The following is a 12,946-nucleotide window of genomic DNA, read 5'->3' as shown; positions in this document are numbered from 1 at the left end:
CCAGATACCCGGTGCGAAAACTGCGAAGGGCCGGTTGGCTTTCACCAACCGGCACTGCTTCAGAACCCTGTCGAAACGCCTGCGGGCGCAATGCTCATGGCGCGTGCACTCTGTCCATTGTCAAACAAGGGCAGATTGGCAAGCTCGCCAGAAAAACCACTTTCAGGGGTGGTGCAAAGCGACGCCACATAGGACTTGCTTTCGGGCAACGGCTGACTTCCGCGCATATGCGGAACGTCATAGGTCAGCGACATCACGTTATAGATGCCAGCCAGTCCACCGCCGCCTTTCGCGTCGATCGCCATCATCTCGTTCATGCACATTTTCGACTGGTCGACGCACATGTTGAGGATCGCGGTATAGAGTTCCGGGTCCACTGCGCTGTAGTAGTGAACCGGCTCGGCGACGCTCGGCTTTTCGAGTTCAAGATACTGGGAACGGCCAAGGAAGTTCTCGTCGGACTTCACATCAGCAACCCATTTGTCAAAGCCTTCTGCGCTCAGGCCGTGGAACTTGAAGCGCATATGAGAGAAGCCCTCACCGCTATAGTTCCCCGAGAAGCCTTCATAAACGCCCTCTTCGTTGATCACGGCATGGAGTTTGGTTTCCATACCCGCCATCGAGTAAATCTGGCCCGCAAGAGCCGGAATGAAGAAGGAGTTCATGATACCCGAAGAAGTGATTTTGAACTGAATGGGGGTATCAATCGGAGCTGCAAGTTCATTGACGGTCGCAATGCCCTGTTCCGGATACAGGAACAGCCATTTCCAATCGAGGGAAACGACTTCGATCACCATCGGTTCGTGATCTTTGGCCAACGGACGTTCAGCATCAATACGGTCCAGCGGACGATACGGGTCAAGCGTATGCGTCGTAACCCAGGTGATCGCGCCAAGCGCAATAATGATCACCAGTGGTGCGGACCAGATGACGACTTCCAGCTTCGTGGAATGGTGCCATTCGGGATCATATTCCGCGTCCTTGTTGCCCTGACGGTATTTCCAGGCAAAGAAGACAGTCAGTGCCATCACCGGAACGATGATCAGCAGCATCAGGATCGTGGAAACGATAATCAGATCGGACTGCTGGGACGCGATATCACCCGACGGGTCGATAACAACCAGGTTGCAACCGGCCAGAAGCGAAAACATCGAGGCTACAGCGACGCCGCGTACAAGTTTTGAAAGCATGCGCTTCATACTTTGTCAGTTTCTGGAAGATGTTCTCACAGGCAACAATATGCCTGCGAGCCGCATGAACGACCCATCGGAGATCGCCACACGTCGTACCCCGTCGCAACGGCATATAGGAATAATCATTCCAAACATCCACGGAAAGGGCACAATTTTGGCAAATTTTTTTCAAAAACCCGCCAGGTCGGAATTTCGCGGGAATTGCTATAGCTGCATCGCAACAATGTCAAGATACCCGCCGTGCATAGCTGGGTCTTAATGACAATTATCATTCCAATGTAAACCTAACGTTGTGCGGTGCAGAAAGATAATTGACACTGACGTTTGCAATTCACATGTCTATACTTAGACTCGATCCAAAGTCGTATCGTCCTTTGATCCGAATTTGTGATCCAATCAAAAGTAGTTAGGACCAAAAGGTCCGACCAGTGATTTAGGGAGAACGGCGTGAACCAAACAACAGAAAACTACGCGACCGCCACCTCATCAGGTTTGGAACGCGACGCACGGCATCTTAATGCCGACGCAACCAACGATCCCGGTCAGATCGCGCTTGGCGTGATCATCGGCCGGACTTCGGAATTTTTCGACTTTTTCGTTTACTGCATCGCATCGGTACTTGTGTTCCCGCAATTGCTGTTTCCCGGCGAAACGGCATTGGTCGGCACCATGTATTCCTTTGCCATCTTCTCTCTGGCCTTTATCGCCCGCCCGGTGGGCTCGCTGGTCTTCATGACGGTTGACCGGCATTATGGCCGTGGCGTCAAACTGACGATTGCCATGTTCATGCTCGGCGGTTCGACCGCGGCGATGGCCTTCCTGCCAAGCTATGCCTCGGCCGGTGTTCTTGCGATCTATCTGCTGTGCAGCTTCCGCTTCCTGCAAGGTCTTGCATGGGGTGGTGCCTGGGATGGTCTTGCATCGCTTCTGGCACTCAATGCGCCGGACAACCGCAAGGGCTGGTATGCGATGATCCCGCAATTGGGCGCACCGCTTGGCTTCATGCTGGCATCTTCACTGTTTGCCTATCTGCTTCTGACCCTGCATCCCGATGACTTCCTGGCCTTTGGCTGGCGCTATGCGTTCTTCGTGGCCTTTGCCATCAACGTGGTCGCATTGTTTGCCCGCCTGCGTCTGGTTGCCACCTCGGAATTCGGCCATCTTCTTGAAAAGAACGAACTCGAAGCCGCCCGCGTGATGGACACACTCAAACATAACGGTCGTACCGTTGTGCTTGGGGCACTGGTCCCGATGGTCAGCTACGCGCTGTTCCATCTGGTCACGGTCTTTGCGCTCAGCTGGGTCTATCTTTATGCCAACGGCAATCCGGGGCAGTTCCTTCTGACCCAGGGTGTCGGTGCCGTGCTTTGCGCCTTTGGCATTGTCGCATCGGGCTTCATCGCCGATCAGCTCGGTCGTCGTCGCCTGCTGGGATACAGTGCCGGGATCATCTTCCTGGGTGCTGTTCTGACCCCGCTGCTTTATTCCTTCAACATCATCAATGAAGGCATGATCGTTCTGGGCGGATTTGCGGTGCTTGGCCTGTGCTTTGGTCAGGCGGCCGGAACGCTGGCCTCAAACTTCAAACGCGAATACCGCTATACCGGGTCTGCCCTGACATCCGATCTGGCCTGGCTGCTCGGTGCCGGTTTTGCCCCGCTGATCGCATTGTATCTGTGTGACAAGTTCGGCCTGCCCGGTGTTGGTGCCTACCTGCTTTCAGGGGCAATCGTCACCCTGCTGGTATTGCACTTCAACAAACATTTCGGGTCCAAGACCACCGATTGATCACCGGATCCCGTATCCAATCCAACCGCAAACACCCCGGCCAAAACCGGGGTGTTTTCATATCTGGCTTTATCGCCTGTGCGCCGGGGCTTCGACTTCGGCCAGACCCGGCATGAAATCGCGCAGGATTTCAAAAAACTTCCGCATGCGTGCCGGATAATAGCTGGCATAGGGATAAACCAGATAAACAGGCAAGGATGACGCTTGCCAGTCCGGGCATAAATGCACCAGCTTTCCGGTTCGCAGGTCATCGGTCACGATCCAGCGCGACACAATCCCCGCCCCCAGCCCGCCAAGCACCGCCTGACGGGTTGCAAACAGACTGTCTGTACTCAGACGCGGCTTGATCGGAAAACGGATCAGTTCCCGGCTGCCGATATTTTGCAGCGAAATCTCCGACCCGTAAAATGTCTTGAGCGATACCCACGGCAGATCCGCCAGCATCCCGACATCACAAACGGGTTTGTTTGCCAGAATGTCTGGTGCGGCGACAACAATACGCGGGATTTCCGCAAGCAGCACGGCAACATGTGACGGATCGGACACCGCGCCAACATGAATGGCACAATCGATCCGTTCGGAAATAAAGTCCGGCGGCCGGTCGCTCAGAACCCAGTCGACACTGACCTGGTCATAGCGTTTCAGGAATTTGATCAGCGGCTGAAGCAACTGATCCTGCCCAAAGGCATGGGGCACCTTGACCGCAAGCCGCCCGACCGGCTCACCATCTGTACCCGAAAGTTCTTCGGTCAGGGCGTCCCACCCCTCGATCAGGGTGCGGGCATGGGCATAACACCGTTCCCCATCATCGGTCAGCTTGATCGCATGCGTATTGCGCAGGATCAGCTCAACACCAAGCATATCCTCAAGCGTCCGCAACCGGCGACTGATGGTCGGCTGGGTCGTGCCAAGCAATCCCGCCGCCGCCGACAGACTTCCGCCATCAACGATACGCACAAATGTTTGCATCAACTCCATACGATCAACGGAAGACATTCATCACCTATCATACGCTTTACGTATAACCATCTTACCGCACAACCCTCTACCAAACCAGCGCGTCATCCATATTCTGGGCCAAAATCAATTCCGCTTTACGGAGCTTTCAATGACCACCGCGCAAACAACTGCTGATCCGCAGCAGATCACGGCCGCCCCATCGCGCAACATCATCTTTGCGCTTGCCCTTGGTGCGGGATCGGCCGTGGCCTCGATCTATTATACCCAGCCGGTTCTCAACATGATCGGGACCGAACTTGGGCTTGGCGTCGGAACAACCGGACTGATCCCGACAGTGACCCAGGTCGGATATGCTTTGGGCATTCTGTTCCTGTTGCCGCTTGGCGACCGTTATGATCGAAGAACCCTGATCGTCCTTAAAAGTGTCCTGCTTGCCGCCATGCTTCTGACCGGCAGCATTTCACCGGGCCTGAACACCATCCTGTTCACAAGCCTTCTGATCGGCATCACCGCAACCATGGCCCAGGACATTGTCCCGGCCGCCGCCATCCTGTCGCCCAAACATCTGCATGGCAAAACCATTGGTACCGTCATGACCGGTCTCTTGATCGGGATCCTGCTGTCACGCACGGTCAGTGGCGTGATCGCCGAATATTTCGGATGGCGCATTGTGCTGCAACTCGCTGCGGTTCAAATCCTGATCATCGGCTTTGCGCTGTGGAAGATCCTGCCGCCGTTCCAAACCCACGCAACGATGAGCTATCCCAAACTTCTGCAATCCCTTGCGCACCTTTGGACAGAACATCCATCGCTGCGCCATGCGGCCATTGCACAGGCATTCCTTGCGGTTGCCTTCAGCGCGTTCTGGTCGTCGCTTTCGCTGATCCTGCATCAACGCTATGGGCTTGGCAGTGACGTTGCCGGTGCCTTTGGCTTGCTAGGTGCTGTCGGGGCCATGATGGCACGCTATGTCGGAAGCCTTGCCGATCGCCATGGCCCGGCACGGGTTACCAAACTGGGCTCCGTCATCCTGATCCTGTCCTTTGCCATCATGTGCATGGTGCCCGCACTCTCATCGGTCAGTGCACAGCTTGCCATCCTTGCTATCGGCACCATCGGCTTTGATCTGGGGGTTCAGGCGTCTCTGGTTTCGCACCAGACCATTGTCTATCAAATCGCCCCCGAAGCCCGCAGCAGACTGAACTCGGTCTTCTTTACCGTGATGTTTGTCGGCATGGCATCCGGATCGGTTCTTGGCACCCAGCTATTTGCCAGCGGCGGTTATCTGTCGGTGATGGCGGTCGGTATCCTGGCTGGCATCATCAGCCTGACCATCAGAATGATCGCCGATCGCAAGGCGGCGCAGTCCTGATCACCAACCATGATCCTGTTTGATCGGATAACGAAAAACACCCCGGCCAAAACCGGGGTGTTTTTACATCTGGCGACCTGAAGCGCGCGAGCCGACAGCGCGATTTTCATGCGGGGGTCACGGTGTGACTGGCTTCTGCCGTTTCAGGCACGTCATCGGCGACAATCGCCAGACGAAAACCTTTGTAATGTTTTCGAAGCATCATCCGTACAACGATGAACTGCCAGAAAAACATCCATAGAGCATTGAAAAGCCAAACGATAAATCCGCCGTCAAGCGTTGCGCCAGATACCTTGTTAAAGAAGCCGATACCAAAATGGATAACGAAACTGATCACAAAGCCGCCGACAAACGCCCCCGCAAACGATCGCCAAGTCAACAGCCACCATACGCGCACAATTCGCCCGTCTGTAAGTTCGAGTTCCTGCATGCAAGCAACCTCTTTCGAAAAGTTTGGGCATGGCCTTTTGATTGCACAATCAAACAACTATTGCACTTTAAAGATGCATTCATTGCAAGACCAAACTTCCCGACGTGGTCGCCCTCACAAAGGAATGCCCAATCAAACGTAGTTTGACGGGAACATCGCGCGTTTGGCGTCTTCGTCCATTTCGGTCTTGAAGCTGTGACCTTTGCCGACATCGCGTGCTGCAATTGCCGCCGGGTGACTGTTCATCGCCGCGAACCAGCGTTTCAGGTTGGGGTAGTTATCCATCACATCCGGGTTCTTGTGCACATAGGGCGCCTTGTCGATCCAGCCCCAGGCCGAAATATCAACGATGGTCATTTCATCGCCGACAATAAATTCACGACCCTTCATATGATCTTCAAGAACCTGATAATGCCGGGCGATTTCATTGCGGTAACGGTTCACACCATAATCGCTGCCTTCCGGGGCGACATACTGGAAATGCACGGCCTGACCGGAAAACGGACCAAGACCGGTGGCAATGAACATCAACCATGAAAGAAGCTCGCCACGATCTTCCGGCTTGCCCAGAAACTTGCCGGACTTTTCGGCCAGATACATCAGGATGGCATTGGAATCAAACACCCGGACTTCCGTGCCGCCGGCCCCGTCGGTATCGACAATGGCTGGCACCTTGCCATTGGGATTGACCGCGCGAAAGGCCGGGTCATGTTGCTGACCCTTGCGGGTGTCGACCGGCAGGACTTCATATTCAAGCCCGGATGCCTCAAGCATCATCGAGATTTTCTGCGGGTTCGGGGTCGGATGAAAATAGAAGCGGATCATCAATGGTCTCCTTGCGGGCCCGCCTGATAACACAAAGCTGTGACCCGGTATTGCATTTTGGAACGTTCGTTTTAAATTGACCGATAATGTCTCAGTTGGCAAGGTTCCTTTATTGACCCTGCCACTCAAAAATCATCACAGGAGCCCCAAGCCCATGATTGACCTCTATTACTGGCCTACCCCGAACGGCCACAAGATCACGCTGTTCCTTGAAGAAGCCGGGCTGGATTACAAGATTTTCCCGGTCAATATCAGTGCCGGTGATCAGTTCAAGCCGGAATTCCTGGCCTTTTCGCCAAACAATCGCATGCCGGCCATCATCGACCATGATCCGGCAGATGGCGGCGATGCCATCACGGTGTTTGAATCCGGGGCGATCTTGCAATATCTCGCCGAAAAGACCGGCAAGTTCCTGCCGACTGATATACGCGGCCGCAAAACGGTGATGGAATGGCTGTTCTGGCAGATGGGCGGACTTGGTCCGATGGCCGGTCAGAACCATCATTTCGGCACCTATGCCCCTGAAAAAATCCCCTATGCCATCACGCGTTACGTCAACGAGACCAACCGTCTTTACGGTGTGCTGAACAAACGTCTCGAAGGCCGCAACTTCATTGCCGGTGATGCATATACCATTGCTGACATGGCATCCTATCCGTGGATCGTCAGCCATGAAAAACAGCAACAGGATCTCAATGACTTCCCGAACCTGAAACGCTGGTTTGAGACCATCAAGGCGCGCCCGGCCACCATTGCCGCCTACAAGGCCGCCGAACCATTCACCGCACAGCCTGCTGTGACGGAAGAAGGCAAGAAAATCCTGTTTGGACAGACATCCAAACCGGCCTGATACCGAAACAGACCCGGCGGTCCCTGCCGGGTCTTTTTTTTGACCGGATCGTCTGTACCGGCAGCTTGTGCCCCCACCTATTACCTTCCCCCTTTACCCGCCCATTTTTCCAGGCCTTTTGCCAGGCCTTTCTGGCAAGCCTTTCGGGACGTCTTACTTTTTTGATTGCATTACGGCTCCCTTCCTCATAAATGTTACGTTATAACATCACATTTATGGTCGATCTGATGAAACGCCTTCCCGTTACTGTTCTGTCCGGCTTTCTTGGTGCGGGCAAAACCACTCTTCTCAATCATGTTCTGAACAACCGCCGTGGCTTGCGGGTTGCGGTCATTGTCAATGACATGTCCGAGGTCAATATTGATGCCGACCTTGTCCGCAATGGCGGCTCGGAGCTTTCCCTGACCGATGAAAAGCTGGTCGAAATGACCAATGGCTGCATTTGCTGCACCTTGCGCGATGATCTTCTGGCCGAGGTCCGCCGCCTCGCCGAACAAGGACGCTTTGACTATCTGCTGATTGAATCAACCGGCATTTCCGAACCGTTACCGGTCGCGGCCACCTTTGATTTCCGCGATGAAAACGGCCAGTCGCTTGGTGATATTGCCCGGCTTGATACCATGGTGACGGTTGTCGATGCCGCGCGCATGATTGCCGATTACAGTTCCACCGACTTTCTGTCCGACCGCGGCGAAAGCCTGGGCGACGGGGATGACAGATCGATTGTTGATCTTCTGGTTGATCAGATCGAATTTGCTGATGTGATCGTTGTTAACAAGCTTGATCTTGTCGATACCGAACAACGCCAATCGGTACTGGCCATTCTAAGGGCCCTGAATGCCGATGCCGAAATCATCGAAACCACCAACAGCATCGTTGACCCGCAACGCATCCTCAATACCGGGCGGTTTGATTTCGAACGGGCACAAAATCATCCGCTGTGGGCCAAGGAACTCTATGGCTTTGCCGATCACGTGCCCGAGACCGAAGAATACGGGATCAAAAGCTTTACCTTCCGTACATCCCTGCCCTTTCACCCGCAACGGTTTCATGCCTTCATCAATAGCGAATGGCCCGGCGTCCTGCGTGCAAAGGGGCATTTCTGGCTGGCGACCCGCCCGGACTGGGTCGGTGAAATCAGTCAGGCCGGGGCAGCTGTCAAGACAGAGGCCCTTGGAACATGGTGGTGCGCGGTTCCGCGCGATCAATGGCCCGACAATCCGGCATGGCGCGATATGGTCTTTTCAAAATGGGATCCGGTCTTTGCCGATCGTCGTCAGGAAATCGTCTTTATCGGTCAGAACATGAACGAGGCCGCCCTGCGCCAGCGTCTTTCGGACTGCCTTGTCGATGAGGCTGACGATATTCTGGTCACATCCTTTGATCCGGCCCGTTATGCCAATCTGCCTGATCCGTTTCCGCGATGGGGCAAAAGGGCTGCATAAACCGGGTACCAGCCAAGCCGATTTCGAAACGCATGCCATGTGGTTATGATGTCAGAAACATGCGACTATCACCACATGGCTGCCCCAAATGATCGGAACGGAAATGCGTGACCCACATGCCGAAACCCGCACCCCCAATCACCGCACCCCCAATCACCGCACCAGGGTCTTTGCGCTGATTGCCTTTATGGTATTGTGCCTGATCATATCGGCCGCAGGCGGTGCCGTAACCGCAACCAGTGTCAATGACTGGTACGCAGGCTTGCAAAAACCGGCCTTCAATCCGCCAAACTGGCTGTTTGGTCCGATGTGGACCATCATTTATTTCCTGATCGCCTTTAGCGGCTGGCGGGTCTGGCTGAAAGCCGGCATCGCCAATGCCAAGGGCCCGTTTATTGTTTACGGGCTTCAGCTGACGCTTAATCTGGCATGGTCATTTTTGTTCTTTGGCGCCCAGTCACCTTTTTGGGGGCTGGTCGATATTGTGATCCTGCTTGCCCTGATCATTGCCAATTGCGCGATGTTTTTCAAAATCGACCGGCTGGCGGGCATCCTTCTGATCCCCTATGTGCTGTGGGTCGGGTTTGCCACCCTGCTGAACGGGGCGATCTGGCATCTTAACGGCTAGGGTCCGGGCCAATTTCACGGCCTGTTTTGCGCTCTCGCCTATCTCGCGCCCGGCGTGTGTCCCCGCATAACCACCACCCCGAACAGGATCAGGGCCATCACACAGGCCACGGCCCCGGCAACAAAGGTCATATAGGTGCCAAACTGTTCCCAGATCAGCCCGGCCATCACATTGCCCAGCATCAGCGCAACACCGCAGACCAGGTTAAACACCCCAAAGGCCGTGCCGCGCAGACGTTCCTGACTGTGATCGGCAACCAGTGTCGCGATCAGCCCCTGTGACATGCCCATATGCAGCCCCCAAAGCCCGATGCCAATCACATAGCCGGCAATTCCCGGCGCAAAGGCAATGACCAGATCGGCCACCGCCAGCACCGCAATACTACCCACCAGAAGCCCGCGCCGCCCTATCCGGTCCGACATCACCCCGACCGGATAGGCACACAGGCCATAAACCAGATGCATCAATACCAGAACCAGCGGCACATAACTTGCCGCAATCCCGACCGCGCCTGCTTGCAGCAGTAAAAATGCCTCGCTAAACCGGGCCAGCATCAAAATTGCCGCTGCCGCCATGACAAGCCAGAAACCGCGCCCCAGATCGCCCGAACGTCTCAAAAGACCAATTATGGTCTGACGCCCGTCGCGGCCCTGTGCGGTTTCAGGTTCGCGGATGCCTGCCACCAGCATCGCCACCGCCAGCACAGCCGGTATAACCGCAAGCCAGAATACCAGCCTGAAATCCCCGCCCGACGCCATCATGACCAGAACGGCAATCAATGGCCCGACAAAGCCGCCGACCGTATCAAGGGATTTGCGTAACCCGAAACAGGCACCGCGTTTATCGGCCGGGGCGGCATCGGCAATCAGCGCATCACGCGGCGCACTGCGAATGCCCTTGCCAACCCGGTCAACAAACCGTCCGGCAACAATCGCGCCCAAGCCCTCGGCCAGGGGAAAGAACGGCTTGGCCAGCGCGCCAAACCCGTACCCGACCACAACAAGCCATTTGCGCGATCCGATCAGATCGGAAAAAACACCGGCGCATAATTTTGTCGCGGTTGCAGTTGCGATGGCGATGGCCTCGATCAGTCCGATGGTCACCGCCGACAATCCGAGCCCCGAAACCATGTAAAGCGGCAACAGGGTTTGCACCATCTCCGAGGACACATCCATCAGAAGACTGACAAACCCAAGGATCCAGATGGTCGCGGGGATTTGGCCCGGACGGGCCAACAGACTGATTTGGGAAAACACGGCCAAGCCTTGCGAATGATTCTTATGAACCCAAGACTTCGCCGCATTTCATCGAAATGGCAAGCATTTAAACCAAACGCCGCCCAATGGGATCGGCTATCGGGATCAGGGACTAGCTGCTTGGTCCGGCAAGAACTTCTGCCTGTTCGTCGCGATGCTGCGCTTCTTCGCTTGTCGCGACATCGCCGTCATTATCCTCGGATGCGACATTATCCATGCCAAGCCGTCCGACCGACGGCAACCGCAAGGCCGGGCGATTGAAATCGATCCCGAAATTCAGGCCCAGCACATTGAACTCGATGCCTTCTTCAAGCCCGACCGACAATCCAAGAATGCCAAGCAGATTGGCCTGCACACCCTGCCCGCTTGATGACATGCCCACCGGATTGGTGATCGGGCGGTAATCCTTGCCAATCGCATTGGCCGGCATATCAAGATCAAGGTCGGGGACCTCGCGTCCGATATGGGCGATAAAGGTGTTGCTGTTCGGCCCCGGATAGCTGCGATATTCATTGGGGAACGGATAGCTCGCCACCGCGGCCTCGATCTCGTCAATCAGGGCTTCTGCCGCCTCGCCGCGATGATCGGCCAGAACTTTCGGCTTGGCCCCGAACCAAAGACCATCGGGGATCGCATAGTTCTTGCGCACCACATTGCCGCCACCCCAGCCAACCACGTCATAACGGGTATAGCTGGTTTCACCGGCACGCTTGAAAATGATCCATGGATGAACCGCAAAATATCCGCGCCAGCCAAATGTATCGGCTGCCATCACCATGACAATGGCCTGATTGGCATGATCCTGCGCACTTGGCGCAACCCCCGATGAATGGCGCGGCGCATTGCGCCAGGTATAGCTTTCTTTCTTGTCCTGACCGGGCGGATCTTCGGCAAGACTGATCCCGAATGGCAGGACCAGAACCGCGACAAGCCCAAGAAGAAGTGTTTTGCCTTTACCCAAGGTTTTTCATCCAATCTGATTTCGCGTTGCAATAACATTACGATCAAAGCGAAGAAGTAAGATCAAAAAAAGGCAACGCAACTTTGATCGGCATTCAACAAGCCGTGAGCCGTTGATACATTTTCGCGACATTTACCAACCGGTTACCCGGCCAAAACCCTATGGCCAGGCGGCAAAAGTATCATCGCGTACCCGTTCTGCCGCACGCCGCAGACGCCGGTATGCGCCGGGCGCCTCCCCCATATAGCGTTTGAAAAACCGGCTGAAATAGGCCGGGTCGCGAAAACCAAGCCCATAGGCAATCTGTGCCACACCCAGCGGACTTTGTTCCAGCCGCATGCAGGCTTCGCGCAACACGCGGTCATGAATAACCGTAAGCGGTGGCTTGCCGGTCGCGCGCAAAACAGCCGATCCCAACCGCCTTTCACTGACGCCAAGGGCGGTGGCATAATCGGCCACATTCCAGTGTTCACGGAAATGAAGCTCAAGCACCTGCAAGAACCGCTGAAAGGTAATCGAACCCGGTCGATGCTTGTCGCGCTGTTCCATTACATTTTCGGCCAGACGCAACACCATGGTCAGAATGATCTGCAAATGCGCCCCGACCACAAGACTGGCCCCCAACGCATTTTGCATCAGCTCGGCCCGGATTGCCTCGAAACTGCGGCGCAAATGTGCAATGTTTTCGCCGTTTTCCGCCGGGGTCACATTATGCACTGTATCGGCCGCAAGCCGAAGCGGAAGCCCCCCACCAGCCATACTACCCCCGGCAACACCCGCCCCATCCCCGCAATGACGTGCGACAAGATCATCGGCCACCGACAGCAAATAACCCTCGCTGCCCGCCGTTACCGTAAACCGTTGCGTCTCGCCAAGCGGCAACCACACAAGTGCCGGGGCCCTGCAATCAATCACCCCCTGGCGCAGGGCGATCTGCGCCCGCCCGGACAATAACAGCACCGCATAACACCGGTCGCGCCGCCCCGGATCATTCATCACCCAGCTTTGCGGCGATAACGGATGATCAAACCGGTCCATCATTGCCTGTGCCGTGACCGGTAACAGATCTTCAAACGGATTTTCCGCCAGACGTGCCGGGCTGGATACCGGGATATCGCGGGATGACTGCGCACACATGCCTTTTTATCGCCCATCCATTCCAAATGGTTATACGTATAAAAGTACAATTTTTCGTCTTAAAATGTCAATTTCGCTATCTTTACATTGGAACCGTTCCA

12 protein-coding genes are annotated in these 12,946 nt (G+C 55.4%); 5 read left to right on the top strand and 7 right to left on the bottom strand.

Annotated elements, in window-relative coordinates; translation table 11 throughout:
* Positions 1–59: 59 nt before the first annotated feature.
* Complete coding sequence (cyoA, locus tag AUQ42_RS00940; RefSeq protein WP_068517168.1) at positions 60–1,190, bottom strand: ubiquinol oxidase subunit II; 1,131 nt, start codon at positions 1,188–1,190, stop codon at positions 60–62.
* 450 nt (positions 1,191–1,640) lie between these two features.
* Here cyoA and AUQ42_RS00935 point away from each other — a divergent pair, with 450 nt between their 5' ends.
* Entirely contained in the window at positions 1,641–2,981 is a 1,341-nt protein-coding gene (locus AUQ42_RS00935; RefSeq protein ID WP_068517078.1) for an MFS transporter, read from the top strand.
* Between the two features lie 69 nt (positions 2,982–3,050).
* On the opposite strand, the gene AUQ42_RS00930 is transcribed toward AUQ42_RS00935, so the two are convergent.
* Positions 3,051–3,977, bottom strand: a complete 927-nt coding sequence (locus AUQ42_RS00930; protein ID WP_068517077.1) for a LysR family transcriptional regulator — start codon at positions 3,975–3,977, stop codon at positions 3,051–3,053.
* A 112-nt stretch (positions 3,978–4,089) separates the two neighbouring features.
* Here AUQ42_RS00930 and AUQ42_RS00925 point away from each other — a divergent pair, with 112 nt between their 5' ends.
* Positions 4,090–5,313, top strand: a complete 1,224-nt coding sequence (locus AUQ42_RS00925) for an MFS transporter (RefSeq protein ID WP_068517076.1) — start codon at positions 4,090–4,092, stop codon at positions 5,311–5,313.
* Between the two features lie 106 nt (positions 5,314–5,419).
* Here AUQ42_RS00925 and AUQ42_RS00920 read toward each other — a convergent pair whose 3' ends face one another.
* Positions 5,420–5,743: a hypothetical protein gene (locus tag AUQ42_RS00920; RefSeq protein WP_068517075.1), complete on the bottom strand. Its 324-nt coding sequence runs from the start codon at positions 5,741–5,743 to the stop codon at positions 5,420–5,422.
* Positions 5,744–5,875: 132 nt separating this feature from the next.
* On the bottom strand, positions 5,876–6,568 hold the full coding sequence (locus AUQ42_RS00915; protein ID WP_068517074.1) for a glutathione S-transferase family protein: 693 nt from the start codon (positions 6,566–6,568) through the stop codon (positions 5,876–5,878).
* A gap of 154 nt (positions 6,569–6,722) precedes the next feature.
* Between AUQ42_RS00915 and AUQ42_RS00910 the strand changes: the two genes are divergently transcribed.
* The 3 genes from AUQ42_RS00910 to AUQ42_RS00900 all read left to right on the top strand — a co-directional run bounded on the left by AUQ42_RS00910 (position 6,723) and on the right by AUQ42_RS00900 (position 9,491).
* Entirely contained in the window at positions 6,723–7,418 is a 696-nt protein-coding gene (locus tag AUQ42_RS00910) for a glutathione binding-like protein (protein ID WP_068517073.1), read from the top strand.
* A 215-nt stretch (positions 7,419–7,633) separates the two neighbouring features.
* The gene (zigA, locus tag AUQ42_RS00905; protein ID WP_068517072.1) at positions 7,634–8,863 is read left to right on the top strand and encodes a zinc metallochaperone GTPase ZigA; all 1,230 of its coding nucleotides are present in this window, start codon (positions 7,634–7,636) and stop codon (positions 8,861–8,863) included.
* 103 nt (positions 8,864–8,966) lie between these two features.
* The gene (locus AUQ42_RS00900) at positions 8,967–9,491 is read left to right on the top strand and encodes a TspO/MBR family protein (RefSeq protein WP_068517167.1); all 525 of its coding nucleotides are present in this window, start codon (positions 8,967–8,969) and stop codon (positions 9,489–9,491) included.
* Between the two features lie 38 nt (positions 9,492–9,529).
* On the opposite strand, the gene AUQ42_RS00895 is transcribed toward AUQ42_RS00900, so the two are convergent.
* The 3 genes from AUQ42_RS00895 to AUQ42_RS00885 all read right to left on the bottom strand — a co-directional run bounded on the left by AUQ42_RS00895 (position 9,530) and on the right by AUQ42_RS00885 (position 12,845).
* Positions 9,530–10,747: an MFS transporter gene (locus tag AUQ42_RS00895; protein ID WP_231856636.1), complete on the bottom strand. Its 1,218-nt coding sequence runs from the start codon at positions 10,745–10,747 to the stop codon at positions 9,530–9,532.
* Positions 10,748–10,859: 112 nt separating this feature from the next.
* A complete protein-coding gene (locus tag AUQ42_RS00890; RefSeq protein ID WP_068517071.1) occupies positions 10,860–11,708 on the bottom strand; it encodes a DUF3750 domain-containing protein in 849 nt (282 codons plus the stop codon).
* Between the two features lie 159 nt (positions 11,709–11,867).
* A complete protein-coding gene (locus AUQ42_RS00885) occupies positions 11,868–12,845 on the bottom strand; it encodes a helix-turn-helix domain-containing protein (RefSeq protein WP_068517070.1) in 978 nt (325 codons plus the stop codon).
* Positions 12,846–12,946 lie beyond the last annotated feature (101 nt).

It is taken from the genome of Thalassospira sp. MCCC 1A02491 (genome assembly GCF_001613785.1).
In the GTDB taxonomy this organism is placed as follows: Bacteria; Pseudomonadota; Alphaproteobacteria; order Rhodospirillales; family Thalassospiraceae; genus Thalassospira; species Thalassospira povalilytica.
This window is presented reverse-complemented; position numbering and strand designations above follow the sequence as displayed.